The 26,053-nt window shown below is 62.8% G+C and carries 31 protein-coding genes, 1 other RNA gene and 1 pseudogene; 11 read left to right on the forward strand and 22 right to left on the reverse strand.

What is annotated here, in order from left to right; genetic code table 11:
• A partial coding sequence (locus EOA79_RS13270; RefSeq protein ID WP_245489875.1) for an ABC transporter transmembrane domain-containing protein occupies nucleotides 1-1,000 on the reverse strand: 1,000 nt, incomplete at its 3' end.
• 205 nt (nucleotides 1,001-1,205) lie between these two features.
• Between EOA79_RS13270 and rpmE the strand changes: the two genes are divergently transcribed.
• A complete protein-coding gene (gene rpmE / locus EOA79_RS13275) occupies nucleotides 1,206-1,427 on the forward strand; it encodes a 50S ribosomal protein L31 (protein ID WP_040974396.1) in 222 nt (73 codons plus the stop codon).
• 92 nt (nucleotides 1,428-1,519) lie between these two features.
• Here rpmE and EOA79_RS13280 read toward each other — a convergent pair whose 3' ends face one another.
• Nucleotides 1,520-2,158 (reverse strand): TetR/AcrR family transcriptional regulator, encoded by a 639-nt coding sequence (locus tag EOA79_RS13280; protein ID WP_095824093.1) that lies wholly within the window; start codon nucleotides 2,156-2,158, stop codon nucleotides 1,520-1,522.
• A 111-nt stretch (nucleotides 2,159-2,269) separates the two neighbouring features.
• Between EOA79_RS13280 and EOA79_RS13285 the strand changes: the two genes are divergently transcribed.
• Both EOA79_RS13285 and EOA79_RS13290 read left to right on the forward strand, forming a co-directional pair.
• Complete coding sequence (locus EOA79_RS13285) at nucleotides 2,270-3,103, forward strand: NAD(P)H-binding protein (protein ID WP_128293051.1); 834 nt, start codon at nucleotides 2,270-2,272, stop codon at nucleotides 3,101-3,103.
• A gap of 1 nt (nucleotide 3,104) precedes the next feature.
• Nucleotides 3,105-3,581 carry a DUF1772 domain-containing protein gene (locus EOA79_RS13290; RefSeq protein ID WP_067001727.1) on the forward strand — a complete coding sequence of 159 codons (477 nt, stop codon included), beginning with the start codon at nucleotides 3,105-3,107 and terminating at the stop codon, nucleotides 3,579-3,581.
• A gap of 29 nt (nucleotides 3,582-3,610) precedes the next feature.
• Here EOA79_RS13290 and EOA79_RS13295 read toward each other — a convergent pair whose 3' ends face one another.
• From EOA79_RS13295 to EOA79_RS13305, 3 genes are all read right to left on the reverse strand, one after another.
• Nucleotides 3,611-3,922: a SelT/SelW/SelH family protein gene (locus tag EOA79_RS13295; protein ID WP_095799760.1), complete on the reverse strand. Its 312-nt coding sequence runs from the start codon at nucleotides 3,920-3,922 to the stop codon at nucleotides 3,611-3,613.
• Nucleotides 3,923-3,954: 32 nt separating this feature from the next.
• Nucleotides 3,955-4,704: a YebC/PmpR family DNA-binding transcriptional regulator gene (locus EOA79_RS13300; protein WP_095799759.1), complete on the reverse strand. Its 750-nt coding sequence runs from the start codon at nucleotides 4,702-4,704 to the stop codon at nucleotides 3,955-3,957.
• A gap of 217 nt (nucleotides 4,705-4,921) precedes the next feature.
• Complete coding sequence (locus EOA79_RS13305; protein WP_095824095.1) at nucleotides 4,922-5,245, reverse strand: helix-turn-helix domain-containing protein; 324 nt, start codon at nucleotides 5,243-5,245, stop codon at nucleotides 4,922-4,924.
• Nucleotides 5,246-5,296: 51 nt separating this feature from the next.
• Between EOA79_RS13305 and EOA79_RS13310 the strand changes: the two genes are divergently transcribed.
• From EOA79_RS13310 to EOA79_RS13315, 3 genes are read left to right on the forward strand one after another with little or no spacing between them, the layout of a single operon-like run.
• Nucleotides 5,297-5,779, forward strand: coding sequence for an SRPBCC domain-containing protein (locus EOA79_RS13310; protein WP_067001716.1), 483 nt, complete (start codon nucleotides 5,297-5,299; stop codon nucleotides 5,777-5,779).
• 47 nt (nucleotides 5,780-5,826) lie between these two features.
• Nucleotides 5,827-5,922, forward strand: a complete 96-nt coding sequence (locus EOA79_RS34105; protein WP_280950686.1) for a hypothetical protein — start codon at nucleotides 5,827-5,829, stop codon at nucleotides 5,920-5,922.
• Complete coding sequence (locus EOA79_RS13315; protein ID WP_280950685.1) at nucleotides 5,891-6,196, forward strand: VOC family protein; 306 nt, start codon at nucleotides 5,891-5,893, stop codon at nucleotides 6,194-6,196. The genes EOA79_RS34105 and EOA79_RS13315 overlap by 32 nt, the downstream gene beginning before the upstream one ends.
• A gap of 1 nt (nucleotide 6,197) precedes the next feature.
• Here the strand turns inward: EOA79_RS13315 and EOA79_RS13320 are convergent, their stop codons facing one another.
• The 5 genes from EOA79_RS13320 to ssrS form a co-directional block, all read right to left on the reverse strand.
• A complete protein-coding gene (locus EOA79_RS13320; protein ID WP_067001713.1) occupies nucleotides 6,198-6,965 on the reverse strand; it encodes a TerC family protein in 768 nt (255 codons plus the stop codon).
• Nucleotides 6,966-7,048: 83 nt separating this feature from the next.
• Nucleotides 7,049-7,870 carry a YmdB family metallophosphoesterase gene (locus tag EOA79_RS13325; protein WP_095824096.1) on the reverse strand — a complete coding sequence of 274 codons (822 nt, stop codon included), beginning with the start codon at nucleotides 7,868-7,870 and terminating at the stop codon, nucleotides 7,049-7,051.
• Nucleotides 7,871-8,061: 191 nt separating this feature from the next.
• Complete coding sequence (locus EOA79_RS13330; protein WP_095824097.1) at nucleotides 8,062-8,487, reverse strand: DUF3592 domain-containing protein; 426 nt, start codon at nucleotides 8,485-8,487, stop codon at nucleotides 8,062-8,064.
• Between the two features lie 93 nt (nucleotides 8,488-8,580).
• Nucleotides 8,581-9,165, reverse strand: coding sequence for a 5-formyltetrahydrofolate cyclo-ligase (locus EOA79_RS13335; protein WP_067319497.1), 585 nt, complete (start codon nucleotides 9,163-9,165; stop codon nucleotides 8,581-8,583).
• Nucleotides 9,166-9,247: 82 nt separating this feature from the next.
• Nucleotides 9,248-9,403: non-coding RNA, 6S RNA (ssrS, locus tag EOA79_RS13340), on the reverse strand.
• 150 nt (nucleotides 9,404-9,553) lie between these two features.
• On the opposite strand from ssrS, the gene EOA79_RS13345 reads away from it, so the two are divergent.
• The 5 genes from EOA79_RS13345 to msrB all read left to right on the forward strand — a co-directional run bounded on the left by EOA79_RS13345 (nucleotide 9,554) and on the right by msrB (nucleotide 13,335).
• Nucleotides 9,554-10,393: a MoxR family ATPase gene (locus EOA79_RS13345; protein ID WP_127335440.1), complete on the forward strand. Its 840-nt coding sequence runs from the start codon at nucleotides 9,554-9,556 to the stop codon at nucleotides 10,391-10,393.
• Nucleotides 10,394-10,483: 90 nt separating this feature from the next.
• Nucleotides 10,484-10,930 carry a GNAT family N-acetyltransferase gene (locus EOA79_RS13350; protein WP_067319706.1) on the forward strand — a complete coding sequence of 149 codons (447 nt, stop codon included), beginning with the start codon at nucleotides 10,484-10,486 and terminating at the stop codon, nucleotides 10,928-10,930.
• Between the two features lie 258 nt (nucleotides 10,931-11,188).
• Nucleotides 11,189-11,593, forward strand: a complete 405-nt coding sequence (locus EOA79_RS13360; protein ID WP_067002185.1) for a type II toxin-antitoxin system HicB family antitoxin — start codon at nucleotides 11,189-11,191, stop codon at nucleotides 11,591-11,593.
• A gap of 10 nt (nucleotides 11,594-11,603) precedes the next feature.
• Nucleotides 11,604-12,794 (forward strand): VWA domain-containing protein, encoded by a 1,191-nt coding sequence (locus EOA79_RS13365; protein ID WP_095824099.1) that lies wholly within the window; start codon nucleotides 11,604-11,606, stop codon nucleotides 12,792-12,794.
• A 136-nt stretch (nucleotides 12,795-12,930) separates the two neighbouring features.
• Nucleotides 12,931-13,335 (forward strand): peptide-methionine (R)-S-oxide reductase MsrB, encoded by a 405-nt coding sequence (gene msrB / locus EOA79_RS13370; RefSeq protein ID WP_067001694.1) that lies wholly within the window; start codon nucleotides 12,931-12,933, stop codon nucleotides 13,333-13,335.
• A 51-nt stretch (nucleotides 13,336-13,386) separates the two neighbouring features.
• On the opposite strand, the gene EOA79_RS13375 is transcribed toward msrB, so the two are convergent.
• From EOA79_RS13375 to EOA79_RS13430, 12 genes and pseudogenes are all read right to left on the reverse strand, one after another.
• The gene (locus EOA79_RS13375) at nucleotides 13,387-13,686 is read right to left on the reverse strand and encodes a hypothetical protein (protein WP_095824100.1); all 300 of its coding nucleotides are present in this window, start codon (nucleotides 13,684-13,686) and stop codon (nucleotides 13,387-13,389) included.
• A gap of 7 nt (nucleotides 13,687-13,693) precedes the next feature.
• Nucleotides 13,694-14,134, reverse strand: coding sequence for a hypothetical protein (locus EOA79_RS13380; protein ID WP_067001692.1), 441 nt, complete (start codon nucleotides 14,132-14,134; stop codon nucleotides 13,694-13,696).
• 121 nt (nucleotides 14,135-14,255) lie between these two features.
• Nucleotides 14,256-14,516, reverse strand: coding sequence for a DUF2312 domain-containing protein (locus tag EOA79_RS13385; protein WP_067001689.1), 261 nt, complete (start codon nucleotides 14,514-14,516; stop codon nucleotides 14,256-14,258).
• A 355-nt stretch (nucleotides 14,517-14,871) separates the two neighbouring features.
• Nucleotides 14,872-18,330 (reverse strand): pyruvate carboxylase, encoded by a 3,459-nt coding sequence (pyc, locus tag EOA79_RS13390; protein ID WP_095824101.1) that lies wholly within the window; start codon nucleotides 18,328-18,330, stop codon nucleotides 14,872-14,874.
• A gap of 263 nt (nucleotides 18,331-18,593) precedes the next feature.
• Entirely contained in the window at nucleotides 18,594-19,712 is a 1,119-nt protein-coding gene (locus tag EOA79_RS13395; protein ID WP_067001684.1) for a branched-chain amino acid ABC transporter substrate-binding protein, read from the reverse strand.
• Nucleotides 19,713-19,851: 139 nt separating this feature from the next.
• Nucleotides 19,852-20,199 (reverse strand): DUF6867 family protein, encoded by a 348-nt coding sequence (locus EOA79_RS13400; protein ID WP_067001681.1) that lies wholly within the window; start codon nucleotides 20,197-20,199, stop codon nucleotides 19,852-19,854.
• 17 nt (nucleotides 20,200-20,216) lie between these two features.
• Complete coding sequence (locus EOA79_RS13405) at nucleotides 20,217-20,945, reverse strand: ABC transporter ATP-binding protein (RefSeq protein WP_067001678.1); 729 nt, start codon at nucleotides 20,943-20,945, stop codon at nucleotides 20,217-20,219.
• A 32-nt stretch (nucleotides 20,946-20,977) separates the two neighbouring features.
• Nucleotides 20,978-22,051 (reverse strand): annotated as a pseudogene (locus EOA79_RS13410) (ABC transporter ATP-binding protein); the annotation flags it as partial.
• The gene (livM, locus tag EOA79_RS13415) at nucleotides 22,051-23,442 is read right to left on the reverse strand and encodes a high-affinity branched-chain amino acid ABC transporter permease LivM (RefSeq protein WP_095824103.1); all 1,392 of its coding nucleotides are present in this window, start codon (nucleotides 23,440-23,442) and stop codon (nucleotides 22,051-22,053) included. The pseudogene EOA79_RS13410 and the gene livM, both read right to left, overlap by 1 nt.
• A 5-nt stretch (nucleotides 23,443-23,447) precedes the next feature.
• Nucleotides 23,448-24,350 carry a branched-chain amino acid ABC transporter permease LivH gene (locus EOA79_RS13420; RefSeq protein WP_067001669.1) on the reverse strand — a complete coding sequence of 301 codons (903 nt, stop codon included), beginning with the start codon at nucleotides 24,348-24,350 and terminating at the stop codon, nucleotides 23,448-23,450.
• 451 nt (nucleotides 24,351-24,801) lie between these two features.
• Nucleotides 24,802-25,803 carry a 4-hydroxyproline epimerase gene (locus tag EOA79_RS13425; RefSeq protein ID WP_067319515.1) on the reverse strand — a complete coding sequence of 334 codons (1,002 nt, stop codon included), beginning with the start codon at nucleotides 25,801-25,803 and terminating at the stop codon, nucleotides 24,802-24,804.
• Nucleotides 25,804-25,839: 36 nt separating this feature from the next.
• Nucleotides 25,840-26,053, reverse strand: a 214-nt coding sequence (locus tag EOA79_RS13430; protein ID WP_164893853.1) for an FAD-binding oxidoreductase, incomplete at its 5' end; no start/stop codon positions are given.

The following is a 26,053-nucleotide window of genomic DNA, read 5'->3' on the forward strand; positions in this document are numbered from 1 at the left end:
GAATGGCGGGCTTCTCGGCCAGGATCTCGGTCAGACGCTCGGCGGCGCCCGCCGCCTGCGACAGCTCGCTCCACACTTCCGACAGCGCGCCGAGTGCGCCGGCGGCGAACACCGAATAGAGCAGGAACTGGCCGAGCGTGCCGGCCGACATCGTGCCGGCAAGCACGTCGCGCGAGCCGAACCAGAGCACCGCCACCACCGATGAAAAGATCATGAAGATGGCGAAGAAGGTGAGAAAGGAGCGGGCGAAGACCGACGTGCGCGCCGCCTCGAAGGCGGCCTCGACGGCGGCCGAGAAGCGCCCCGTCACCAGCTTCTCGTTGGTGAAGGCCTGCAGCGTGCGCACGGCGCCGATCTGCTCGCTGGCATAGGCAGTGGCTTCCGCCAGCGTATCCTGCGCCAGCCGCGACTTGCGCCGCACCGAACGGCCGAAGGCGACGAGCGGCAGCACGATCAGCGGGATGGCGGCCAGTACCAGGCCGGACAGTTTTGGGCTGGTGAAGACCATCATCGCCACGGCACCGACGCCGAGGATGAGATTGCGCAGCGCGACCGATGCCGTGGCGCCGACCGCCGACTTCACCTGCGTGGTATCCGCGGCAAGCCGCGACACGATCTCGCCCGACTGCGAGCGATCGAAAAAGGCCGGCGAGAGCGTCGTGACATGGGAGAAGACATCGCGGCGGATGTCGGCGACGACCCGCTCGCCGAGCGTGATGACTAAGTAGTAGCGGCTGGCGGACGCCGCCGCCAGCACGGCCGCCATCAGCACCAGCGCGGCGAAATACTCGGCAATGAAGGTAGTGCCCGCCGCCTGGAAGCCGTGATCGATCATGCGCCGCACGGCCATCGGCAGGGCCAGCGTCGTCCCTGCCGCAACGATCAGCGATATGATCGCGCCGACCGCCAGTTTGCGGTACTGCATGACGTACGGAAAAAGGGCCCTGAGCGGCCGGACCGAGCGCCTGCGCTCGTCACCACTGACACCAATATCCGCCATGAGCGTTTCCTCTGGCCGCGTGTTCGTCATGCGCTTCAATATGCGCCTGCCGCGGCCTTGTGATTCAATTCCGGCTGATGTATAGGCTCGCCGACCGTTTTAGAAGCCGTGGCTTTTCATTAGCTGCGGCTTCGAGTTTTAAAAAGGGGCGCATCGACGCAGGCCATCGGCCCGTCACCAGCGCCGGCAAGCCAGGAACACGACAATGAAGGCCGATATCCATCCCGACTACCACACCATCAAGGTCGTCATGACCGACGGCACCGAATACCTGACCCGCTCGACCTGGGGCAAGGAAGGCGACACGATGAACCTCGACATCGACCCGACCACGCACCCGGCCTGGACCGGCGGCCAGCAGACCCTGCTCGACCGCGGCGGCCGCCTGTCGAAGTTCAAGAAGCGTTTCGAAGGTTTCGGCCTCTAAGCCTTTCTAAACGTGTCGCAGATCAAAAACCCGCCTCCGAGGCGGGTTTTTTGTTGGCCACAGACGCTGCGGGAAACCCGACCAGGTTGTACCTACCCTTCCACCAGCTCCCGCAGCGCCATGCGCTTATAGGCCGCGACCAGCCTGTCGCCCTCCTCCCGGTCGACGGAGATCGCCAGCCGCATGACCGCCTCGCCCATCTGCCAGACTAGCAGCGCCGCCGTCTCCATCGCCACGGTATCTGCGCCGGGACGCAACCGCTTCAGCACCGCGACGAGGAATCGGGCATTGGCCCGGCTGTCGGCCAGTTCGAGTTCGCGCAAGGCCTTGTCGGCCTGCGTGCCCGACCAGATGTCGCGCATCACCGGTTCGGCCAGGAACATCCCGTAATAGATGTCGACCAGCTCCGAAAACGCCCGCTTCAGCCCCTCGGCGTCGCTGACGTCCTTCAGCGCCGCCGAGATGCAGGTCTGGCTTTCGGCGGTGTAGCGCTCGGCCAGCGCCCAGACGATCGCCCGCTTGTCGGGAAAGAACTGGTAGAGCGAGCCGATCGACACCCCTGCTCTTTCCGCCACCTCGCCCATGCGCATGGCATCGCTGCCTTGCTCGGCGATCAGCGCCGCGGCGGCGGCAAGCATCCGCTCGACCCGCTCGCGGCTGCGCTGCTGCGTCGGCGCTCGCCGGGGCATTGCGATTTCCTGGTCGAGCTTCGCGGCTACCCTGCCTTGCATGAGCTTCCTCCGAAAGATCCTCGAGAAACTGGCTTGACTCACAAAATACGAGGGTTTATCACGTTTTGCAAACATGAGGATTACTCATATTCAGAAAACGAGGAGATCGAGATGACCGACACGTCACAGAAACCGATTTTGATCCTGGGCGGCACCGGCAAGACCGGCCGGCGGCTGGCCGAACGGTTGATCGCCCGCAGGATCCCGGTGCGGATCGGCTCCCGCGCAGGCACGCCTCCCTTCGACTGGTCGGACAAGAACACCTGGGGCGCGGCCCTCGACGGCGTCGGCGCCGTCTACATCAGCTACTATCCTGACATCGCGGTGCCGGGCGCCGCCGAAACTGTCGAGGCGTTGGCCAAACTTGCCGTCGAGCGCGGCATCAAGCGGCTGGTGCTGCTCTCCGGTCGCGGCGAGACGGAGGCTCAGCGCGCCGAGGAAATGGTCAAGGTCTCCGGTGCCGATTGGACGATCCTGCGCTGCTCATGGTTCTCGCAGAATTTCAGCGAAGGCTTCCTCATCGAATCCATACTCGAAGGCGAAGTCACCCTGCCGGTCGGCGCTGTCGGCGAACCCTTCGTCGATGTCGACGATATCGCCGATGTCGCCGAAGCCGTGCTGACGGAGCCGGGCCATGCCGGCCAGCTTTACGAACTCACCGGCCCGCGTCTGCTGAGCTTTGCTCAGGCCGTCGCCGAAATCGGCAAAGCCACTGGCCGCGACATCCGCTATCGGCGGATCTCGCATGCCCAATTCACCGAAACGGTGGCTGCGCACAACCTGCCGCCGGAATTCGCCTGGCTGCTCAACGAGCTCTTCACCGAGGTGCTCGACGGCCGCAACGAATCGCTGACCGACGGCGTGCAGCGCGCGCTCGGCCGCCGGCCGAAAGACTTCTCCGCCTATGCAACCGAAACCGCAGCCAGCGGCGTCTGGAGTAACTGAGATGATGAAAATTCTTCCCGCCCTCGCCTTCATTGCCGCGATCGGCTCTGGCGTGGTCGGCGGCGTCTTCTTCGCCTTTTCCAATTTCGTCATGGCAGCACTTGCCAGGCTGCCCGTCCCAGCCGGCATCGCAGCGATGAATTCGATCAACATCACCGTAATTACGCCCGCCTTCATGACGGCGCTTTTCGGCACCGGCCTCATCTGCCTGGTGCTGATTGCCGCTGTCATCATGGGCTGGAGCCAATCGGGCTCGTACTGGCTGCTTGCCGGCGCCGTAATCTATCTCGTCGGCAACCCGATCGTGACCATGGTGTTCAACGTACCGCTCAACGACGCCCTGGCCGCCGTCGACCCGGCCAGCAGCAACGGCGCCGCCGTGTGGGCGAACCATCTGCGCCAATGGGTAATGTGGAACCACGTCCGCACCATCACCGCGATCGTGGCGATGGCCTGCTTCATCCTGGCGCTGATTTGAAGAGAGCGGCCAGCGGATAAAACACCGCCTCAGGCGGGGTCCGTCTTCTTGTGCGTCTTGCGGTCGGCGTGTCCCAGATCGCGCTCCGGGTCGATGACATCGCGGACCAGCTGCTTGAGCTTCGCCGCCTCCGGAAAACCGCCGTCGCGCTTGCGCTCCCAGATAAGCTGGTCGTTGCAGGAGATCGTGAAGATGCCGCCGGTGCCCGGCACCAGCGTCACCTCGCCGAGATCGGTACCGAAGGTCGAGAGCAGCTCCTGTGCCATCCAGCCGGCTCTGAGCAGCCACTGGCATTGCGTGCAGTAGGTGATGCGGATGGCGGGCCGCGGCTTCTCGCTCATGTCGGATCGAGTTCCGCTCATGGATCAGCCGATCAGGCCGCGCTGAGCTTGGCCATCGTTTCGTCGTCGACCTCGAAATTGGCGTAGACGCTCTGCACGTCGTCGTCGTCCTCAAGGGTGGCGACCAGCTTCATCAGCGACTGCGCCCGTTCTTCATCGACCGGCACGTTGTTCTGTGGCTGCCAGATCGGCTTGACCGACTCCGCTTCGCCGAGCGCGGCTTCGAGCGACTTAGATACCTCGCCGAGATTTTCGAAGCTGCAATAGACGGTGTGGCCTTCCTCGTCCGAGTCGACGTCGTCAGCACCGGCCTCGATCGCGGCTTCCATCACCGTGTCCGCGCTGCCGGCCGAAGCCGGGTAATAGATCTCGCCGACGCGGTTCCACATGAACGACACCGAGCCGGTTTCGCCGAGCGCCCCGCCGGCCTTGGTGAAGGCGGCGCGCACATTGGACGCCGAGCGGTTGCGGTTGTCGGTCAGCACCTCGACGATCAGCGCCACGCCGCCGGGGCCATAGCCCTCATAGCGCACGGCCTCGTAGTTCTCGGCATCTCCGGCGGAGGCCTTGTTGATGGCGCGCTGGATGTTGTCCTTCGGCATCGACACCGCCTTGGCGTTCTGCACCGCAAGGCGCAGCCGCGGGTTCATCGCCGGGTCCGGCGTGCCGGTCTTGGCGGCGACGGTGATTTCGCGTGCCAGCTTGGAAAACATTTTCGACCGCACCGCATCCTGGCGGCCTTTCCGGTGCATGATGTTCTTGAACTGCGAATGGCCAGCCATGGCACCCCTGTCGTGTTCGGCTAGAGCATTTCTCGGCCGGGCGCGATCACCCGGCAAATGCTCGAATTCAAAATTTCAGAACGCTGCAAGCGTGCCTGCGAAGGCCCGCGGGGCTCTCTGTCGGAATGGCCGGCTTATAGATAAATCGGCTCAATTCGTCCAGCCGGACCGTCGACCCTGACGGCGGACAGACCGAGATTGCCCTTGCAGCGCGGCATCATCCCTCCAGATCCGACTTCAGCCGGTCGAGGATGCTGATCGCATGGCCCGCATATTGGCCGATCCAGCGGTCGTGGATCTGCCTGATCGGCAGCGCGTTGAGATGGTTCCAGCGCTCGCGCCCCTCGCGCCTCGCCACGACCAGATCGGCCTCTTCCAGCACTTTCAGATGCATCATGACCGTGCAGCGATCCATGTCCGGGAAAGCCTCGCAGAGCGCCCCGGTGGTCTGCGGATGATTCTTGAGCCGGTCGAGCAACTCGCGCCGGCGCGAGTGCGCCAAGGCCTTGAAAACACGATCGTCCGAGGCTGGGCTTGACATGTTATGTTTTTATAACATATTGTTTCACGAGGCAAGGAAGGAGCTGTGGATATGTCTCTTGGATTCAGGATTTCCGGACGCATCGGCAAGCCGGTCGCCGAAGTCTTCGACGCCGTGGTCAACCCGACGAAGCTCAGCGGCTATTTCACCACCATTGGCGGCGCCTCTGCTCCGCTGGTCGCCGGCACCACCGTCACCTGGTGGAAGACGGTGCCGGTCGAGGTCGACGAGGTGATCAAGGATAGGCGTATCGTGCTGCGCTGGGACGCGGCCGACACTGACGGCAAGCCGGCCTACAAGACACGCATCGAGATGAACTTCGAGCCGTTGGACGACGGCGGCACCTTCGTTACCATCGCCGAGGCCGGCTGGCACGAAGGCGAGGTCGGACTGAAGAAATCCTACCTCAATTGCGAGGGCTGGTCGCAGATGCTCGCCTGCATGAAGGCGTATCTCGAATACGGCATCAATTTGCGCGACGGCTATTATCGCGCCGAGATGAAAGGCGAGCCGGCCAACGAGACCAATATTTGACTCCCTTTGAGCGAGGAGGCCCGGCCGTGAAGGTAACGCCGTTCCTGATGTTCGAAGGTCAGGCCGAGGAGGCCATGACCCTCTATTGCGACACCGTTCCAGAAAGCCGCGTTGTTCGACGTCACACGCTATGGCGCGGGTGAGGACGGACCCGAACGTGCGCTCAAGCTGGCCCGTGTCGTGATCGGCGGCACTGAGGTCATGGTCTTCAACAGCCCCGTGCATCACGCCTTCTCCTTCACGCCGTCGTTCTCGCTCTTCGTCGACTGTTCCTCCGAGGAGGAGCTCGATCGCATTGTCGGGGTGCTGGCCAAGGACGGCGCGTTTCTGATGCCGACCGACGATTACGGCTTCAGCCGCCGTTTCGCTTGGCTCAACGACCGCTTCGGCGTTTCCTGGCAGATCAACCTACCCTAGTTTAATGCCCGCCGCCGGACCGCTGCTTCTTTCGACGCCGCGCCAGCATGTTGAGGCCCTCGACCAGCGCGGAAAAACCCATGGCGGCGTAGATGTAGCCCTTGGGCACGTGATAGCCCATGCCGTCGGCAATCAGCGTCATGCCGATCATCAGCAGGAAGCCGAGCGCCAGCATCACGATTGTGGGGTTCTTGGCGATAAAGTTGGCGAGCGGCGTCGCCGCCAGCATCATCACGCTCACCGCCACGATGACAGCGATGTACATGATGGCGATTTCGTCGGTCATGCCGACGGCGGTGATGATGGAATCGATCGAGAAGACGAGGTCAAGCAGCAGGATCTGGAAGATCGCGCCAGCCAGGCTCATCTGCAGTGTGCCGCCCATCATCGAGTCCTGATGATCCTGCGGATCGACCGTGTGGTGGATTTCCTTGGTCGCCTTCCAGACAAGGAACAGGCCGCCGGCGATCAGGATCAGGTCGCGCCAGGAAAAGCCATGCCCGAACGCCGTGAACACCGGTGTCGTCAATTGCACGATGATCGAAATCGTGGCGAGCAGCACCAGCCGCATGCCCAGTGCCGCCGAGATGCCGAGTTTGCGGGCGCGGGCGCGCTGCGCTTCCGGCAGCTTGTTGGTCAGGATCGAAATGAAGATCAGGTTGTCGATGCCGAGCACCACCTCCAGCACCACCAGCGTCAGCAGCGCGATCCAGGCTGTGGGATCGGAGACAAAAGCAAAGTGCGGCGCCAGGAACTCGACAAGCTGCATGGAGGTCGTCCCCTCTACGATCTAGAGCAGTTTTCGCGGGTTTCGTCGCCAGTTAGGTACGACCGGTGCTCATATCAATATCATCACCAGAAGGACGGCGCGGTTTCCTCGAGTCTCGGCCCGCGGCGAAACGGCGCGATCTTCTCTGCAAGCCCGGTGCGGTCGGAGATTTCCACGCCGACGCCGCAGAGCGTCGCCGGTCCATTCGCGGCCTCGAAACGACCTTTCGGCACTTTCGACAGGAAGCGGTTGAGCGGCTCTTCCTTGTCCATGCCGAGCGAGGAATCATAGTCGCCGCACATGCCGGCGTCCGAAATATAGGCGGTGCCGCCGTTGAGTATCTGATGATCGGCGGTCGGCTGGTGCGTGTGGGTGCCGACCACAAGGCTGGCTCGGCCGTCGACGAAATGCGCGAAGCACATCTTTTCAGAAGTCGCCTCGGCATGGAAATCAATCACTGCCGCGTCGGCCTGCTCGCCAAGCGGACAGGCGGCAAGCTCGCGCTCGCCGGCCTGGAACGGATCGTCGAGCTCGGGATGCATGAAGACGCGCCCCATGATGTTGGCGACCAGCACCCGCGCGCCGTTCCTGGCGATATAGACGCCGGAACCACGCCCCGGCGTGCCCTTGGGAAAATTGGAGGGGCGCAGGAAGCGCTCCTCGCGCGGCGCGAAGACCAGCGCGTCGCGCTGGTCCCAGACATGGTTGCCGGTGGTGACGACATCCGCGCCCGCCGCGAGCGTCTCGCGAAATATCTCCTCGGTGATGCCGAAGCCGCCCGCGGCGTTCTCGCCATTGACGATGACGAAGTCGAGCTTGAAGTCGGATATCAAGCCCGGCAGCTGTTCCCACACCGCCGTGCGCCCAGTTTTTCCGACCATGTCGCCGAGGAAGAGAAGTCTCATACGATCCCGCGTCGAAAGTCCGCCAAGCAAAAGCTGCATGACTTTCCGCAAAAGATCATGCGTTTCTCAACCGCTTTTCTACAATTGCGGCGTGAACCGGCGCAACCCGCTCCCGGTGAGTATTTCCGAGATGATCACATGATGGTCTTATACGGCACCACCGCCCCGTCCTAGCAGCCGAAGGCGACGTCCTAACGCGCGCTCCGTCCGCGCAGCCAGAAAAACCAAACGTAGAAGACGGAGAAGCCGCCGGTACCTGCAAGGATCAACAGCATGCCGCGCCAGCCCTTCATTCCGGCGGTATCGAGGGTCGATGGATCGCCAGGGTCGTAGTAGAATTTCACCTTGTCGCCGATCGACGCCTCGTGGAGACCGACAAGGTTTCCCTTTCCGGACCAGGTCATCGGCACGTCGTCAACCACATAGGCGAGGGCGACATTGATGCGCTCTATGGCGAGGCCATTTTTGTGCATTTCAGTGAAAGGACTGACATCCGTCACGGTAGCGACCGTCTGCCCCCAGGCGGCTTGGTGGTACAGGGTGGTTCCGGTGATATGCAATCCCATCGCAAACAGTGCTGCCGCGATCAGAGCAAACGGCATCAGGATGAATCGCATGAAGACAAATCCCCTTGCTAACCTCAACTTGGATTGGATAGCAGGAATACTGTTGGATAGGTATTGGAATCGCGCGAAGCGGGTCGGAATATTCTAAGAGGCGGTAAACCGGCGTAACCCGCTCTCGGTGAGTATTTCCGGGATGATCACGTCATGGTTCTCATCCGGCACTTGCGACACCTCCTGGCAGTCGAACGCAATGCCGATCAGCCGCGGCGCCAGCCCTTTGTCGGCCAGCCTGGCGATCGCCCGGTCGTAATAGCCGGCGCCGTAGCCGATGCGGTGGCCGCGCGCGTCGAATGCTGCGAGCGGAACAAACATGAGCGAGGGGTCGAGCTCTTCGGCCTGCTCGTGCGGTCCGACCGTGCCGAAACCCATCTCGACCATTGGCGCGCCGCGCACCAGCTCGCGGAAGACGATGGTTGTCTTGTCGAGGATCGCCGGCAGGCAAAGCCTGGCGCCTTTCTCGCGCAGCGCGAACATCAGCGGCCGCACATCGACCTCGGAGCGCATCGGCCAGAAGCCGGAGACGATCTGGCCCGGTTCGACGGCGATCTGGTCACGCGCCGTCTCAGCCATTTCGAGCGCGATCTCGACCCGCCAGAATTCGTCCAGCGCATCCCGCCGCGCCAGAGCTTCCTTGCGAAGCTGTTTTTTCAGGTCTTTTGATGAGGTCATGCGCAGACGTTAGAAAAGGTCGTATCCGGACGAAGTTGCAGGAGCGACGCTTTCTACCGCATCAAATTCAAAAACGGGAGAGTGGCGATCCACACAACCGGTGGAGAGGTCGATCCCGGGTGCCTACAAAGTAGGTGGGCGCCGTGTGAGAAAACCCACGGGTCTTCCCAGGGACAGCTCCCTAAGGATCGATAAGGCCCCGGGGATAAGTTTCTCCTGCCGGGAAGCGCAGACCGCCAAAACCAATATAGGCCCATGGTTGACCGAGCGCCAGAAGGACACCGCTCCAAGCGGCCGCAAATCTGCGTCATGGGCCTTGCGGCGTTGTCATGCCTTGCACAGCCTGGCCAGCGTCCTTAGGGTCGCGGCCCAACGATCAGGAGAAGAAATGCGTTTCGAAGGCACCGCGGCTTACGTCGCCGACAAGGATTTGATGGCGGCGGTCAACGCCGCGATCGCTCTGGAGCGACCGTTGCTCGTCAAGGGCGAGCCGGGCACCGGCAAGACCGAACTCGCCCGTCAAGTGGCGGCGGCGCTCGGCCTCGATTTCATCGAATGGAATGTCAAATCGACCACCAAGGCGCAGCAGGGCCTCTACGAGTATGACGCCGTCTCGCGGCTGCGCGACAGCCAGCTCGGTGACGACCGGTTCAGCGACATCAAGAACTACATCAAACGCGGCAAGCTGTGGGACGCCTTCGCGGCACCGAAAAAGGTCGTTCTCCTGATCGACGAGATCGACAAGGCCGACATCGAATTCCCCAACGATCTTCTGCAGGAACTCGACCGGATGGAGTTTTTCGTCTACGAGACCGGCGAGACCATCCGCGCCGAATTTCGGCCGATCGTAATCATCACCTCCAACAACGAGAAGGAGTTGCCGGACGCCTTTCTGCGCCGCTGCTTTTTCCACTACATCCGCTTCCCCGATATCGAGACGCTGCACCGGATCGTCGACGTGCATTATCCCGGCATCAAGCAGAATCTCGTGCGGGCCGCGCTTACCCAGTTCTACGAGATCCGTGACGTGCCCGGGCTGAAGAAGAAACCATCTACCTCCGAAGCGCTCGACTGGATCCGACTGCTGGTCGCCGACGACATCGCGCCGGAGGATCTGCGCGCCGATCCGAAGAATATATTGCCGAAGCTGCATGGCGCGCTGCTCAAGAACGAGCAGGACGTGCACCTCTTCGAACGCTTGGCCTTCATGGCCAGGCGCCAGCAATAGGCTTGGCAGCAATAGCGCTTTGTCTGTCTGTGGACCGTTGCCGACAGGCGGCGGTTGCCGCAGCTTCCGACCAAAACATTGGAGGAAAACATGTCCGAGATCACCGTTCGCCCGCTTGCCCAGTCCGACCGCTCCGACTGGCGCCGGCTGTGGACCGCCTATCTCACCTTCTACGAGACCAAGCTGCCGGACGAGGTCTACGACGTCACCTGGAAACGCCTGTTCACGGCGGGCGAGTTCGAGCCGAAAGGCTTTATCGCCACGCTTGAGGGCAAGGCCGTCGGCCTGACCCACTATCTCTACCACCGCTCCTGTTGGTCTGAGGTCAACACCTGCTATCTGCAGGATCTGTTCGCCGACCCCGAAGTGCGCGGCAAGGGCATCGGCGCGGCGTTGATCAAAGCGGTGCAGGACGAGGCGGGCAAGATCGGCGTGAAGAACGTCTACTGGATGACGCACGAGACCAACGCCACCGCGCGCCGGCTGTACGACCATGTGGCGCGGCGCACGGGCTTCATCGAGTACGATCTGTTGTGAAACGGTTGAAACCGGTCCAGCTGCGCAATATATTGCGCATTGGAAAGCCGCCGTGCCGCTGATTGAGACTAACACGCGCAAGATCATAGCGCGGCTTTTGCGCGATGGGCTGGTCGAGCGTCGGAGGCGGCAAGCACGACAAATACGAGCACCCGGGAAACCGGATGTGACCATCATCGTGCCGCGGCACCGCGAGCAATCTCCGGGCGTTGCACGCTCGATCGCCAAGCTCGCCGGATGGATTTGAGGCCTGATCGCATGACGCATTATATTGGAGTTCTGGACGGCGCAGATAATGTCTGGGGAATCCGGGTCCCCGACCTCCCGGGCTGCCATGGCGGCGGCGCCAGCCCCGAGGAGGCGATTGCCGATGCAACATCGGCGATACGCGAATGGGCTGAAACTCGGTTGGCAAAGCACGTCTCGTTACCCGAAGCACGAACGGTGGCGGACTTGTTACGATCAGGTGAGATCGATAGCGCCGCAGGCGAGTCTGCCGTCATGATCCCGCTGCTGATCGACTCCGGTCGGTCAGTCCGGGCAAACCTGTCGTTGGACGCGGGTCTACTTGCGGCGATCGATACTGAAGCCAGCCGCCGGGGCCTGACGCGCTCTGCCTTCATTGCGAGTGCCGCGCGTGAAAAGATCGAGGGGCAGAGATAGCCGTCTGGCGATGTTCATCCCCTTCTTCCTTGAACTGAAAGCCGCGCGGGTTCCCGTTTCGCTCCGGGAGTATCTGACGCTGCTGGAAGGCCTGGAAGCTGGGCTGGTCGACTACGACGTCGAGGGTTTTTACTACCTCGCGCGCTCGGCCCTGGTGAAGGACGAGCGCCATATCGACCGTTTCGATCAGGTGTTCGCGCATGTCTTCAAGGGCGTCGAAGCGCTCGCCGGCCCGGACGCTGTCGACGTCGCCAACATTCCCGAGGAATGGCTGCGCCGGCTCGCCGAAAAGCACCTGAGCGACGAGGAGAAGAAGCTGGTCGAGGCGCTGGGTGGCTTCGACAAGCTGATGGAGACGCTGAAGCAGCGCCTGGAGGAGCAGAAGGGCCGGCACCAGGGCGGTTCGAAATGGATCGGCACCGGCGGCACCTCGCCCTTCGGCGCCTATGGCTACAATCCGGAAGGCGTGCGCATCGGCCAGCACGAAAGCCGCCACCGTCGCGCAGTGAAAGTCTGGGACAAGCGCGAGTTCAAGAACTTCGACGACGCGATCGAGCTCGGCACCCGCAACATCAAGGTGGCGCTGAAGCGGCTGCGGCGCTGGGTGCGCGAGGGCGCCGAGGAAGAGTTCGACCTGCCCGGCACCATCCGCGCCACCGCCGAGCACGGCTATCTGGACGTGAGAACCCGGCCGGAGCGGCGCAACGCGGTGAAGCTCCTGATGTTCTTCGACGTCGGCGGCTCGATGGATGGTCACGTCAAAACCGTCGAGGAGCTGTTCTCCGCCGCGCGCGCCGAATTCCGCCAGCTCGAGTATTACTACTTCCACAACTGTCTTTACGAGCGCGTCTGGAAGGACAATCGCCGCCGCCTGGCCGAGACGATCCCCACCTTCGACCTCATCCACAAATATGGGCCGGACTATAAGGTGATCGTGGTCGGCGACGCCTCGATGAGCCCTTACGAAATTGCGCATCCCGGCGGCTCGGTCGAGCACTGGAACCCGGAGGCCGGCGGCGTCTGGCTGGGTCGGCTGCTGCAGCAGTGGCCGAACGCGGTCTGGTTGAACCCTGAGGCTGAGAAGAACTGGCGCTACACCCATTCCATCGCGATGATCAGCGACATCTTCGGCGGCCGCATGTTCCCGCTGACGCTTGCCGGGCTCGAAGCGGCAACGAAGCAGCTATCGAGGAAGCATTGAGCGTGACAGTAATTCGCGGAAACCAGCGGCGATTGCGTTGTCAGTCCCAGCGCTGGTCAGTGGTGTAACAAACACCTATCTTCGTGCGAACATGACATGCCAACCAACAACGAGCCGCCAAGGCCGAGGAGATTTCATGGACACCCACGCCTATCCCGTCACCCGCACCGATGCTGAGTGGCGCGCCCGGCTGACGCCGGAGCAGTATGCCGTCATGCGCAACCACGGCACCGAGCGTCCCGGCAGCTGCGCCCTGCTCTACGAGAAGCGCGCCGGCACTTTCTTCTGCGTCGGCTGCGACCAGCCGCTGTTCGAATCCAAGCTGAAGTTCGAGAGCGGAACCGGCTGGCCGAGCTTCAACGATCCGGTCCCGGGCTCGATCGAGACCACCGTCGACCGCAGCTACGGCATGGTCCGCACCGAGTGCCACTGCTCGCGTTGCGGCAGCCATCTCGGCCATGTCTTCGAGGACGGTCCGCCGCCGACCGGCCTGCGCTATTGCATCAACGGCGTGTCGCTGCGCTTCGAGCCGGCGGCCTGACAGCCAGTTCGTGGTAGCTTTGTAAGGGCGGCTTCGGCCGCCCTTTTCGATTCAGACGACGACCGTCGCGATCAGCCAGAGCGCCGAGCCCAGCATCATCAACTGCGCCTTGAAGCCGCCGGCCGTTTCCGCCGTCCGCCAGACGGCAAGGGCGAGAAAGATGTTGTAGGGGGCGGGAAGGAAATGCACCGTGAGCACCAGCCAGAGCGGCAGCTTCAGCCCAAGCAGGACAAGCGCCAGCGCGGACGAAGCGATGTTGATCGCCGTGCCGGCGAGCAGCATGTCGCGCCAGAACAGCCGGTCGAGCGGCACAATGCCTTGCCAGCGCGAGCGGAAGAAGCCGGCAACCATCTGTGCTCTACTCCTGCCTCAGCACTTGGGTGACGGCTTGCTCGAAGCGCGAGCATTCCGTCGCCAGCCAGTCGGCCATGGCCGGCCAATTGTCCTCGGCAAAGCAGTTGACCCGCCACTGCGAATTGATGCCGAGATTCTGCGCGCTCTGCTCCGGCCTGAGCTTCAGCCGCGCCTCGATCGCCGGTTGGAACGGCATCAGCCGCGTCCAGACCTCCGTCGCGCCGAGCTTCTCGTTGCGGCCGAAGAAGACGCCGACCACGTTCTCGCTGGGCGCGACATACATGGACAGCACCAGGGCGAACTCCGGCATTCCGCGCTGCCAGAACCATGGCCCGCGTCGCGCCAGCCGCGCCCTTTCTTCCGGGTGCCGTTCGGCGAACAGCGCCCAGAACCCGCGATGCCGGAACTCCGAAGCGCGATGGCCGCCGAAGTCGAACTCACTCATGGCCGTCCCTAGAGGGCAATTCCAGGAAAGTGTAACGGTTTCCGTCGGAATTGCGCAAAAGCAAATGGTTGGAGCAGTTCAGCGATTCCATCAAAACGCTGAGCTGATCTAGCCGCGCGCCTTAGACCATGCCGAGCGCGGCCTTATACAGATCGAGGATCGACTCCTCCTCCTGGCGCTCGGCCTGATCCTTCTTGCGCAGCCGGACGATGGTGCGGATCGCCTTGGTATCGAAGCCGGTGCCCTTGGCCTCGCCATAGACGTCCTTGATGTCGTCGGAAATCGTCTTCTTTTCTTCCTCGAGCCGCTCGATGCGCTCGATGATGGCGCGCAGCTGGCCGGCGGCTACAGTCTGGCTGGTCTCGGTGATCTCGTCGGCCATTTTTTCTCTCCGCGTTTTTTTGCGCCACGGCGATTCCCGCCCGGCAAAATTGGAGCGGGTTCGATGCCCGAGCAGGCGCGGCGGGTCAAGACATTATCGATGCGGCATGAAGGGTTGGAGCACCCCAGGCTGTGCTGAGATTCTGGTCAGGCCGAGCCGGAGTCGAAGACGGGCGCGAAGCGGGCGAGAACGGTTGTTCCGAGAACCGGAGCCGAGCGTGCTTGGAGTACGTGGGCATGGGCCTAAGCTGGCCGTAGCCTTAACTGCGACGTGGCTGGTGAGTGCTTCGGCGGCGAAGGCCGGAACCCCAGGAAGCCGGCGTTTGCAGGCCGGCCTCACCTGAAGATCAGCACATTCAGCCAAAGGCGATGAGCAAATCCTTCGCATCGATCTGGTCGCCGGCCTTGACCAGCACCTCTGCCACCACGCCGTCGCGCTCGGCGTGCAACGCGGTCTCCATCTTCATCGCCTCGATCGAGAGCAGCACGTCGCCCGCCTTGACCGCCTGGCCTGGCGCCACGGCAAGAGCCGACACCACGCCCGGCATCGGCGCCCCGACATGCGCCTCGTTGCCCGGCTCGGCCTTGCGCCGCGCCTTGGCGGCCGAAGCGCCATGCGCGCGGTCCGGCACCTTCACGCGACGCGGCTGGCCGTTGAGCTCGAAGAAGACGGTGACCATGCCTTTTTCGTCGACGTCACCGAACGCCTGGCAGCGTATCACCAGGGTCTTGCCCTTCTCGATGTCGACGAAGATCTCGTCTTCCGACTTCATGCCGTAGAAATAGGTCGGCGTCGGCAGCACGCTGACCGGGCCATAGGTCTCCTGAGCGGCGGCGAAGTCGGTGAAGACTTTCGGATACATCAGCCAGGAGGCGAATTCGAACTCGGTGAGCTTGCGCTCGAGCTTCTCCTCGATCTCCTTGCGGCTGGCCTTGAGGTTCGCCGGCTTGAGCAGCGAGCCGGGCCGGACGGTGATCGGCTTTTCGCCCTTCAGCGCCTTCTTCTGCAGCGCTTGCGGCCAACCGCCGGGCGACTGGCCGAGATCGCCGCGCAGCATCGAGACGACCGAATCCGGGAAGGCGATGTCCTTCGCCGGGTTCTCGACATCGGCGACTGTGAGGTCCTGGCTCACCATCATCAGCGCCATGTCGCCGACCACTTTCGACGACGGCGTCACCTTGACGATGTCGCCGAACATCAGGTTGACGTCGTGATAGGCCTGCGCCACCTCGTGCCAGCGCGTTTCGAGCCCAAGCGAGCGCGCCTGTTCCTTGAGATTGGTGAACTGGCCGCCCGGCATCTCGTGCAGATAGACTTCCGAGGCCGGTCCCTTGAGGTCGCTTTCAAAGGCGGCGTATTGGTTGCGAACCGCTTCCCAGTAGAACGAGATGTGGCGGATCCACTGCGGGTCGAGGCCGGGGTCGCGCTCGGTGCCCTTGAGCGCCTCGACGATCGAGCCGAGGCAAGGCTGCGAGGTGTTGCCGGAGAACGAATCCATCGCCGCGTCGATGGCGTCGACGCCGGTCTCGACCGCCGCCAGCACCGTCGCCGCCGACAGGCCGGAGGTGTCATGCGTGTGGAAATGGATCGGCAGGTCGGTCTCTTCGCGCAGCGCCTTGAACAGCACGCGCGCCGCCGAGGGCTTCAACAGGCCCGCCATGTCCTTGACGGCGATGATATGCGCGCCGGCCGCTTCCAGTTCCTTCGCCAGCCCGACATAATATTTCAGGTCGTATTTGGCGCGCGCCGGATCGAGTATGTCGCCGGTGTAGCACATCGCCGCTTCGATCAGCTTGCCCTCGGCACCCACCGCGTCCATCGCGACGCGCATGTTCTCGACCCAGTTCAAGCAGTCGAAGACGCGGAACAGGTCGACGCCGCCGGCGGCTGCCTGTTTGACGAAATGCTGCACGACATTGTCGGGATAGTTGGTGTAGCCGACGCCGTTGGCGCCGCGCAGAAGCATCTGCAGCAGAAGATTGGGGGCTGCCTCGCGCACTCTGCTCAGACGCTCCCACGGATCCTCGGTGAGGAAGCGCATGGCGACGTCGAAAGTGGCGCCGCCCCAGCATTCCAGTGAGAGCAGCTGCGGCAGCGCGCGCGCATAGGTGCCGGCGATGCCGGCGATGTCGTAGGTGCGCATGCGGGTGGCGAGCAGCGACTGGTGTCCGTCGCGCATCGTCGTGTCGGTAACGAGCACCTGGGCTTGCTCGCGCATCCATACCGCGAACTTCTGAGGCCCGAGCGCGTCGAGCCGCTGCTTGCTGCCGTCCGGCACCTTGCCGTTGAGATAGGGCACCACAGGTGCCGCCGCATCCGCCTTCGGCACCGGCCGTCCGCGCGTCTCGGGATGGCCGTTGACGCTGACGTCGGCGAGATAGTTGAGCAGCTTGGTGGCGCGGTCCTGCCGCTTGACCTGCTCGAACAGCTCCGGCGTCGTGTCGATGAACTTGGTGGTGTAGGAATTGTCGGCGAAGCTCGGGTGGTTGATGATCGCTTCGAGGAAGGTCAGATTGGTGGCGACGCCGCGGATGCGGAACTCGCGCAATGCCCGGTTCATGCGCGCGATCGTCTCGGCCGGCGTCGGCGCCCAGGCCGTCACCTTTTCGAGCAGCGGATCGTAGAACCGGGTGATGACCGCGCCCGAATAGGCGGTGCCGCCGTCGAGGCGGATGCCGAAGCCGGTGGCGCCGCGATATGCGGTGATGCGCCCGTAATCGGGGATGAAATTGTGTTCCGGGTCCTCGGTGGTGATGCGGCACTGCAGGGCGTGGCCGTTGAGCTTAATGTCCTTCTGCGCCGGCACGCCGGACTCCGGCGTGCCGATGGCGAAGCCGTCGAGGATGTGGATTTGCGCCTTCACGATATCGATGCCGGTCACCATCTCGGTGACGGTATGCTCGACCTGGATGCGCGGGTTGACCTCGATGAAATAGAACTTGCCGGTGTCGGCGTCCTGCAGGAACTCGACGGTGCCGGCTCCGATGTAGCTGGTCTCGCGCGCGATCTTCAGCGCGTAGGCGCAGAGTTCCTCGCGCAGTTTCTCGCCGAGGTAGGGAGCCGGGGCACGTTCGACGACCTTCTGGTTACGGCGCTGGATCGAGCAGTCGCGCTCGAACAGGTGCACGGCATTGCCCTGCGTGTCGCCCAGCACCTGCACCTCGACATGGCGGGCGCGCTCGATCAGCTTTTCGAGATAGACCTCGTCCTTGCCGAAAGCGGCTTTCGCCTCGCGCTTGCCTTCCATGACTTCGCGCGCGAGGTCGGCTTCAGCGCGGATGGCGCGCATGCCGCGGCCTCCGCCACCCCACGAGGCCTTGAGCATCACCGGATAGCCTATTTCCGCAGCGAGCTTTTTCACCTCGTCCATATCGTCGGGCAGCGGATCGGTGGCGGGCACGACCGGCACGCCGACCGCGATCGCCAGGTTGCGCGCCGCCACCTTGTTGCCGAGCCGGCGCATCGTCTCGGGCTTCGGCCCAATGAAGGTGATGCCGGCGGCAGCGCAGGCCTCGGCGAATTCGGGGCTTTCCGACAACAGGCCGTAGCCGGGGTGGATCGCATCCGCACCCGAGAGGCGCGCGACGCGGATCACCTCGTCGATCGACAGATAGCTTTCGATCGGACCCATGTCCTTGGTGAGATGCGGACCGCGCCCGACCTGGTAGCTTTCGTCGGCCTTGAAGCGGTGCAGCGAATATTTGTCCTCTTCCGCCCAGATCGCCACGGTTTTGAGGCCTAGCTCGTTGGCCGCGCGAAAGACGCGGATGGCGATTTCGGACCGGTTGGCGACGAGGATCTTCGTGATTGCCAAGGACTGGGCTCCAGTAGCGGAAGGTGAGGTGAACCGGCGCAATGATTAGCGTGAAAATGCTGCAGCGCAAACAAAATAGCGCGACACTTCAATCGATTTAAATCGTTTGTTTGCGCCAAACCTTCGCGACGGCCTCCGAGCGCCTGGACGACAACGCCGACGAACTCGGCGAGGGACACGAAGGCAGGATGGATGCGCGGCCAACAAAAAATGCCCGGCGCTCAGCGCCGGGCATCTCGGAAAGTCGGCTCTTCTTTGCCGGCTTATTGCTCGAAGTAGGAGTACTTGCCGTCTTCACCCTTCTTCCAGGTGTACATGACATAGTCCGGGCGGGTGATGTCGCCCTTGGAGTCATACCCAATGTCGCCGATGGCGGTCTTCCAGGGGCCGCCCGACTTGATCGTCTCGGCGACTTTCTGCGCATCGTCGGCGGAGCCGGTCTTCGTGATGGCCGCAGCGATGATCTGGATCGCGGCGTAGGAGTAGAGCGTGTAGGCCTCCGGTTCGAAACCGGCAGCGCGGAACTTCTCCACGAGCTCCTTGGCGTTCGGGTTCTTGCGCGGATCCGGCGCGAACGTCATCAGCGTGCCTTGGACGGCGTCGCCGGCGATCGAGGCGAGCTCGTTCGACACGATGCCGTCGCCCGACATGAACTGGGCCTTGAGGCCCTGGTCGGCGAGCTGGCGGATGATGAGGCCGGCTTCCGTATGCAGGCCGCCATAGTAGACGACGGAGATACCGGCTTCCTTCATCTTGGCGATGAGCGCCGAGAAGTCCTTGTCGCCGACATTGATGCCTTCATACATGGCTTCGTTGACGCCATTGGCGTTGAGCGCCTTCTTGGTTTCATCGGCAAGGCCCTGGCCATAAGGGGTCTTGTCATGGATGAGCGCGATCTTGGCGTCCTTGAAGTTCTTGGCGACATAGTCGCCGGCAACCTTGCCCTGTTGGTCGTCGCGTCCGCAGGTGCGGAACGTATTCCACATGCCGCGTTCGGTGAACTTGGGATTGGTCGCGGCCGGCGTGATTTCGAGGATGCCATTCTCGGCATAGACTTCCGACGCAGGAATTGAGACGCCCGAATTGAAGTGGCCATCGACGAACTTGATGCCGTCGGCGACAAACTTGTTGGCGACCGAGATGCCCTGCTTCGGATCCGACACGTCGTCACCCACGCTCAGCTTAAGCTGCTGGCCGAGGACTCCGCCAGCCGCGTTGATGTCGGCGACCGCCTGTTCGGCGCCCTTCTGCAGCTGCGCGCCGAAGGCCGCGTTCGGACCGGTGATCGGACCGGCGACGCCGATCAGAATGTCGGCCCACGCGCTGCCGCTGAACGCGATGAACGCGGTCAGCGCCACGGCGGACAAGAGTGATTTTTTCATTGAAACGCTCCCATTTACGGAGTGGGCGTGGATGATACTTTCATGCGATGCCCACCCTTATCGCAGAAAGCATAGAATGCCGATTTTCAGGCACTTGTCACGCCAAATTCATTCCCCGGAACGGCGTTGATCATGAACGTCAACCCTTTGGTTTCCAGCTCAATAAGGAGGCTCTTTCGTAGAGCCAATTATACTGAGTGACCATCTGGTTCGTGCGCGTGTATTGATAACCAAGGAAGCCCAGTATCATTAGCACGATGGTGTCGACGATATAGTAGTGCAGCGAAAACATCGTGCCGTCGAACAGCGCGTGGTGGATGAACCTTATGCCGATGCCGAGTCCGAGCATATAGAGGAACAGCTGAAAGAAGCTGCGCCAAGTCTGCGCGCTCGCCTTGCCGGTCATCCACGCCGCCCATCCGCCGAGCAGGCAGGTGACGAACAGGAACTGCCAGATCGAGGCTTCCTCGTAGAGAATGCCCTGCATGATGAAGTCTCCTGAACTCAGTGGTGGCCGCCTTCGAGATAGGCGGCGCGCACTTCCGGATTGGCGAGCAGCTCCTTGCCGGTGCCGCTCATCGTCACATTGCCGTTGACCATGACGTAGCCGCGATTGGCGAGCTTCAGCGCGCCGAAAGCGTTCTGCTCGACTAGGAACACGGTCAGCCCTTGGGTCCGGTTCAATTCGCGGATTGCATCGAAGATCTGCTTGACGATCAGCGGCGCCAATCCCAGCGACGGCTCGTCGAGCAGAAGCAGCTTCGGCCGGGCCATCAGCGCACGGCCGATCGACAGCATCTGCTGCTCGCCGCCCGAGAGCGTGCCGCCGCGCTGGCCGATGCGCTCCTTCAGCCGCGGGAACAGCGCAAACACCTTCTCGGCATCCTCGTCAAAATGTTTTAGGTTGTCGAGGCTGGCGCCCATCTGCAGGTTTTCCATCACCGTCATGCGCGGAAAGATGCGGCGTCCCTCAGGCGACTGGGCGATGCGCATCCGCGCGATCTCGTGCGTCGGCAACTGCGTGATGTCGTTGCCGGCAAAGGTGATGGAGCCGCTGCGCGCACGCGGCGCGCCGAAGATCGTCATCATCAACGTCGACTTGCCGGCGCCATTGGCCCCGATCAGCGCCACGATCTCACCTTGGTTGACGGTGACGTCGACACCGTTCAGCGCACGGATGTTGCCATAATAGGTCTGCACGCCCTTGATATCGAGCAGCGTTGTGCCGGCCATTACTTATGCCCTCCGCGCGGCTTGGCTGTCGAGGATTTCGCGGCCGGCTTGCCCGTGGCCCGCTCGGACGACTTTCTTGGCGCTTTGGCCTTGGCATCGACCTGAGCCGCTTTGGAGGCGCCTCTCGATACCATGACCCGTTCGCCCTCGTCCGCGTGTTCGACAGTGTCGGAAACCGGCCCCGCCATCATCGAGGCGGAACTGCCCGGCCCGTGCGCCGCATCAGGCCCGGTATCCAGCTGCTCGATGACATCCTCGTCGCCGACTTCGGTCAGCACCTCTTCCACTTCCTCGTCGTCGACGCCGAGATACGCGGCAATCACGCGCGGATCGGTCCGGACCGACTGCGGGCTGCCGTCGGAGATCTTGCGGCCGTACTCCAGCACCACGACGTGGTCGGAGATCTGCATGACCACCGACATGTCGTGCTCGATGAGCAGGATCGACGTGCCGGTGTTGTCCTTGATGTCCATCAACAGTTCATTGAGCGAGGCCGATTCCTTCGGATTGAGACCGGCGGCCGGCTCGTCGAGGCACAAAAGCTCAGGTCCGGTGCACATGGCGCGCGCGATCTCCAGCCGCCGTTGCGCGCCATAGGGCAGGTCGCCGGCCGGATCGTCGGCGCGGTCGACGAGATTGGCCTTTTCCAACCAGTGCTTGGCGAGATCGATCGATTCAGCCGAGGCCTGCCGGTAGCTGGAGAAGCCGAACAGGCCGAGGAAGGTATAGCCCGAGGCCTTCATCAGCTTGTTGTGCTGGGCGACCAGGAGGTTCTCCAGCAGCGTCATGCCCGAGAACAGGCGGATGTTCTGGAAGGTGCGCGCTACCTTGGCGCGCGCGGGGATCTCGTGATTGGGCAGGCGCTCGAGCAAATAGTTCGAGCCGTCGCGCCGGCTGAGCGTGATCATGCCTTCCGAAGGTTTGTAGAAGCCGGTGATGCAATTGAACACGGTCGTCTTGCCGGCGCCGTTCGGTCCGATCAGCGCGGTGATCTCGCCGCGCTTGGCCTGGAACGACAGGTCGCCGATGGCGATCAGGCCGCCGAACTTCATCGACAGATGCTCGACCTGCAGGATGAAGTCGTTCATGGAAACTTGCGCGTTCATCAGCCGTGGCCCTCCTTGGTGAAGGAGCCTGAGACCGCTTTTCGCTCCTTGAGGAAGGCTGTTGGTTCTCGACTGCCGACGAAGCCGCGCGGCTTCCACAGCATGACGATCACCATCGCAACGCCGAACAATAGCATGCGGTAGAGCTCCGGCGTGAAGTCCGGACCGAACACCACCTTGAGGAAGCCCAGCTCGCGCAGGATCTCGGTGCCGCCGATCATCACCAGCGCCGCCACCGCGATACCGCCCAACGAGCCCATGCCGCCGAGCACGACGATGGCCAGGATGATCGCCGATTCAAGGAAGACGAAGGATTCCGGGCTGACGAAGCCCTGGCGCGCGGCGAAGAACGAGCCGGCGAAGCCGCCGAACATGGCGCCGGTAGCGAACGCCGTCAGCTTGGTGGTGGTGGTATTGATGCCGAGCGAGCGGCAGGCGATCTCGTCCTCGCGCAGCGCTTCCCAGGCGCGGCCCACCGGCAGGCGGCGGAGCCTGATGGTGACGAAGGCGGTGAGGAAGCAGAGCGCCAGGATGAGATAATAGAGGAAGATCTTGTAGTAGGCGCCCGACTGGGCGATGCCCAGCACCTTGGCGATGTAGTTCGGGTCCGAGACGTTGAACGACATGAGCCCGAAGAAGGAGACCTTCGGGATGCCGGAAATGCCGGCCGAGCCATTGGTCACCTCACGCCAGTTGATCAGCACCAGACGGATGATCTCGCCGAAGGCGAGCGTGACGATCGCCAGATAGTCGCCGCGCAGCCGCAGCACCGGGAAGCCGAGCATGACGCCCCAGAAGGCGGCCATGGCGCCGGCGGCAGGCAGCAGGATCCAAAACGACAGGCCAAAATGCGTGCCGAGCAGCGCATAGGCATAGGCGCCAACGGCGTAAAAGGCGACATAGCCGAGGTCGAGCAGGCCGGCTAGCCCGATGACGATGTTGAGGCCCCAGGCCAGCATCACATAGATCAGGATCTGGATGCCGAAATTGTCGACCCATTTGAGCGAGCCCTGGAAGCCGAACAGGAGCACCATCGCCACTGGATAGAGGATCAGCACCGTGGCGCCGATCTTGTTGAAGTTTCGCCGCACGAAGCCGGGCTCCACGGCGACTGCAGGCGCCTTGGCCCTTTCAGCCCTTGATCGTTCGAGCGCCGGAACCGCATAGGCAACATAGAGGAAGCGCCCGACGACAACGGCGAGAACCACCAGGGCGAGCAGGCCCCAGCGCTGCACCAGGATCAGCTCGTTGTTGATGTTCTGATCGGTCCTGAGACCGATGAACAGCACGAACAGGCCGAGCGCGATGGCGCCGGCGTAGAGCGCTTCGCGGAACGCGCGCTGGATGGGAGTAGCGACGACGTCGCGCTCCGGAGAAACGGTAACGGCCATGAGGATCAGACCTTTTCGACTTCAGGCCGGCCCAGGATGCCGGAGGGCAGGAAGATGAGCACGATCGCCAGGATCGAGAAGGCCGCGACGTCCTTGTAGTCGATCGAGAAATAGGCCGACCACATGCTCTCGATGAAGCCGATCAAAAGCCCGCCGAGCACTGCGCCCGGCAGCGAGCCGATGCCGCCAAGCACCGCCGCCGTGAAGGCCTTCACGCCCGGCACGAAACCGTCTGAGAAGACCACCACGCCATAATACATCAAGAAAAGCGTCCCGGCGACCGCGGCAAGCGCTGCGCCCATGATGAAGGTGATGGAGATAGTGCGGTCGACGTCGACGCCAAGCAGCGCCGCCATCTTGCGGTCCTGCTCGCAGGCGCGCTGCGCCCGCCCCAATGCCGTCCTGTTGACGAGATACCAGAAGATCGCCAGCAGCACGGCAGTGACGAGCACGATGATGATCTGCTTCAGCGAGACGCTGATGCCGTCGATCGTATAGACCTGGCTGACCAGCGGCGGGATCGGCTTGTTGCGCGGCCCTTGCGTGACCTGCACGAAGTTGGACAGGGCGATCGACATGCCGATGGCGGTGATCAGCGGCGCGAGCCGGAACGATCCGCGCAGCGGCCTGTAGGCCACCTTCTCGATCGTCCAGTTGTAAAGACTGGTGAGCAGCATGCCCACGATCATCATGATCAGGAGCGCCACCACCACCGGCACCGAATAGAACATCGCGCCGAGGATCAGGAAGACGATGAGGGCCGTGAAGGCGCCCACCATGAAGATATCGCCATGGGCGAAATTGATCATGCCGATGATGCCGTAGACCATCGTGTAGCCGATCGCGATCAGCCCGTAGATAGATCCCAGCGTCAGCCCGTTGATAAGCTGCTGGACGAAATACTGCATATTTAAGCGGCTCCCCTGGAATGTCGCCTTCGAGGACGCATTCCTTTTCGTATTGCCCCTAGTCGTAAAGTTTCAAGCCCGGATTGCAACGTGATTTTTCAATCGCCGCGCGTGGTTTGGAAGCACGCTGCCCGATTGCCCGCTTTCTCGCACCCGGCCCCTGGACTATCGCGGACCCTATCATTGGCACAACGCAATGTCTTTGACGATTAAGCCGTATCATGCGCGTCGTTTCGAAGAAATCGCCGTCAAAATAAATTGATGAGAAGATTCCTTGCGTCAGCGGCAGCGCTCGATTTTGCCGTCCCGCGCATTCCGCCAAGTCAGGATTCTGCTCGGTATGACGGTCATGTGACGGCGAGGCGAACGGCGGCCGAAATCACCTTTGCCGATTGGTTCGGTAGTCAGGTTTCGACGAACGACGAGGCGGCCTGACGCCGAACGGGAGCGATCAGGTGACGATGAACCCGTGCGCGAACGGATCGCGGTCGTCGATGAAGATGGTGTTCAGTCCGGTCATGCGCGCCCAGCCGCCGATCGAGGGGATGATGGCTGGTTTGCCGGCAACGCTGACCTCCTTTTCGACCCTGCCCTTGAACAGCGAGCCGATGATCGACTCATGGACAAAACTGTCGCCGACCTCGAGCCTGCCCTTGGCGTGGAGCTGCGCCATGCGCGCCGAGGTGCCGGTGCCGCAAGGCGAGCGGTCGATCGCCTTGTCGCCATAGAACACGGCATTGCGGGCATCGGCCTCGGCATCTCTCGGCTTGCCGGTCCACAGCATGTGCGACAGCCGGTTGATGCCCGGGTTCTCCGGATGCACGAACGAGTATTTCTCGTTCAGGCGCTGGCGCACAAGCGGGCTCCAGGCGATGAGGTCGGCGGCCGAATGGTCGGCCATGTCGCGGTAGTTCTCCTGCGGCTCGACGATGGCATAGAAATTGCCGCCATAAGCGACGTCGACGCTGATCTCGCCAAGCACCGGGCACTCCACCGACAGCCCTTCGGCGTAAAGGAAGGACGGCACGTTGGTGATGCGCACCTCCTCGACATATTCGCCGACCTGTTTGTATTCGGCGACGACTAGGCCGGCCGGCGTGTCGAGCCTGAGCACGCCCGGCGTCTTCGGCCTCACCAGCCCATGCTCGATCGCCATCGTCACGGTGCCGATGGTGCCGTGGCCGCACATCGGCAGGCAGCCCGAGGTTTCGATGAAGAGGATCGCGATATCGCAGTCCTCGCGCGTCGGCGGATAGAGGATCGAGCCGGACATCACGTCATGACCGCGCGGCTCGAACATCAGCCCGGTCCGGATCCAGTCATATTCGGCGAGGAAATGCGCCCGCCGTTCCATCATCGTCGCGCCTTCTAGCAGTGGGCCGCCGCCGGCAACCAGCCTCACCGGATTGCCGCAGGTGTGGCCGTCGATGCAGAAGAAGGATGTCTTGGCCATGATGGCTCCCTGAAATATCAGAATTCTGGCGAATTGTCAGAACCGTTGCGGGCGGAAAGGAGTGAGATCGATCGGCGGCTCCTGCCCGAGAAGGAGATCTCGGATCGAGCGGCCGGTCGCTGCCGCCTGGGTCAGGCCGAGATGGCCGTGGCCGAAAGCGTAGACGATGTTCGGCGCCCGCGCCCTGCCGATGACCGGCAGCGAATCCGGCAGCGATGGCCGGAAGCCCATCCACTCGCGGCCGCCCGAC

It is taken from the genome of Mesorhizobium sp. M1A.F.Ca.IN.020.03.2.1, from assembly GCF_004023205.1.
Lineage (GTDB): Bacteria > Pseudomonadota > Alphaproteobacteria > Rhizobiales > Rhizobiaceae > Mesorhizobium.

Coding starts and splice junctions, on each gene's coding strand:
- EOA79_RS13325 (WP_095824096.1), bottom strand. CDS start 7,870: ATGAGACTTCTCTTCCTCGGCGACATGGTCGGAAAAACTGGGCGCACG.
- EOA79_RS13375 (WP_095824100.1), bottom strand. CDS start 13,686: ATGGTTGCCGGCTTCTTCCGCTCGCGCTGGCAAGGCATTGTGCCGCTC.
- livM (WP_095824103.1), bottom strand. CDS start 23,442: ATGGCCGTTACCGTTTCTCCGGAGCGCGACGTCGTCGCTACTCCCATC.
- EOA79_RS13405 (WP_067001678.1), bottom strand. CDS start 20,945: ATGGCCGGCACAACGCTGCTCGATATCAAGGGCGTGCAGACCTATTAT.
- EOA79_RS13310 (WP_067001716.1), top strand. CDS start 5,297: ATGTCTCTTGGATTCAGGATTTCCGGACGCATCGGCAAGCCGGTCGCC.
- EOA79_RS13420 (WP_067001669.1), bottom strand. CDS start 24,350: ATGCAGTATTTCGTCCAGCAGCTTATCAACGGGCTGACGCTGGGATCT.
- EOA79_RS13320 (WP_067001713.1), bottom strand. CDS start 6,965: ATGCAGCTTGTCGAGTTCCTGGCGCCGCACTTTGCTTTTGTCTCCGAT.
- EOA79_RS13395 (WP_067001684.1), bottom strand. CDS start 19,712: ATGAAAAAATCACTCTTGTCCGCCGTGGCGCTGACCGCGTTCATCGCG.
- EOA79_RS13330 (WP_095824097.1), bottom strand. CDS start 8,487: ATGCGATTCATCCTGATGCCGTTTGCTCTGATCGCGGCAGCACTGTTT.
- EOA79_RS13300 (WP_095799759.1), bottom strand. CDS start 4,704: ATGGCTGGCCATTCGCAGTTCAAGAACATCATGCACCGGAAAGGCCGC.
- EOA79_RS13290 (WP_067001727.1), top strand. CDS start 3,105: ATGATGAAAATTCTTCCCGCCCTCGCCTTCATTGCCGCGATCGGCTCT.
- EOA79_RS13280 (WP_095824093.1), bottom strand. CDS start 2,158: ATGCAAGGCAGGGTAGCCGCGAAGCTCGACCAGGAAATCGCAATGCCC.
- EOA79_RS13335 (WP_067319497.1), bottom strand. CDS start 9,165: ATGACCTCATCAAAAGACCTGAAAAAACAGCTTCGCAAGGAAGCTCTG.
- EOA79_RS13285 (WP_128293051.1), top strand. CDS start 2,270: ATGACCGACACGTCACAGAAACCGATTTTGATCCTGGGCGGCACCGGC.
- EOA79_RS13295 (WP_095799760.1), bottom strand. CDS start 3,922: ATGAGCGAGAAGCCGCGGCCCGCCATCCGCATCACCTACTGCACGCAA.
- EOA79_RS13350 (WP_067319706.1), top strand. CDS start 10,484: ATGTCCGAGATCACCGTTCGCCCGCTTGCCCAGTCCGACCGCTCCGAC.
- EOA79_RS13365 (WP_095824099.1), top strand. CDS start 11,604: ATGTTCATCCCCTTCTTCCTTGAACTGAAAGCCGCGCGGGTTCCCGTT.
- EOA79_RS13345 (WP_127335440.1), top strand. CDS start 9,554: ATGCGTTTCGAAGGCACCGCGGCTTACGTCGCCGACAAGGATTTGATG.
- EOA79_RS34105 (WP_280950686.1), top strand. CDS start 5,827: ATGTTCGAAGGTCAGGCCGAGGAGGCCATGACCCTCTATTGCGACACC.
- EOA79_RS13360 (WP_067002185.1), top strand. CDS start 11,189: ATGACGCATTATATTGGAGTTCTGGACGGCGCAGATAATGTCTGGGGA.
- EOA79_RS13380 (WP_067001692.1), bottom strand. CDS start 14,134: ATGAGTGAGTTCGACTTCGGCGGCCATCGCGCTTCGGAGTTCCGGCAT.
- EOA79_RS13305 (WP_095824095.1), bottom strand. CDS start 5,245: ATGTCAAGCCCAGCCTCGGACGATCGTGTTTTCAAGGCCTTGGCGCAC.
- msrB (WP_067001694.1), top strand. CDS start 12,931: ATGGACACCCACGCCTATCCCGTCACCCGCACCGATGCTGAGTGGCGC.
- EOA79_RS13400 (WP_067001681.1), bottom strand. CDS start 20,199: ATGCAGGGCATTCTCTACGAGGAAGCCTCGATCTGGCAGTTCCTGTTC.
- rpmE (WP_040974396.1), top strand. CDS start 1,206: ATGAAGGCCGATATCCATCCCGACTACCACACCATCAAGGTCGTCATG.
- EOA79_RS13385 (WP_067001689.1), bottom strand. CDS start 14,516: ATGGCCGACGAGATCACCGAGACCAGCCAGACTGTAGCCGCCGGCCAG.
- EOA79_RS13425 (WP_067319515.1), bottom strand. CDS start 25,803: ATGGCCAAGACATCCTTCTTCTGCATCGACGGCCACACCTGCGGCAAT.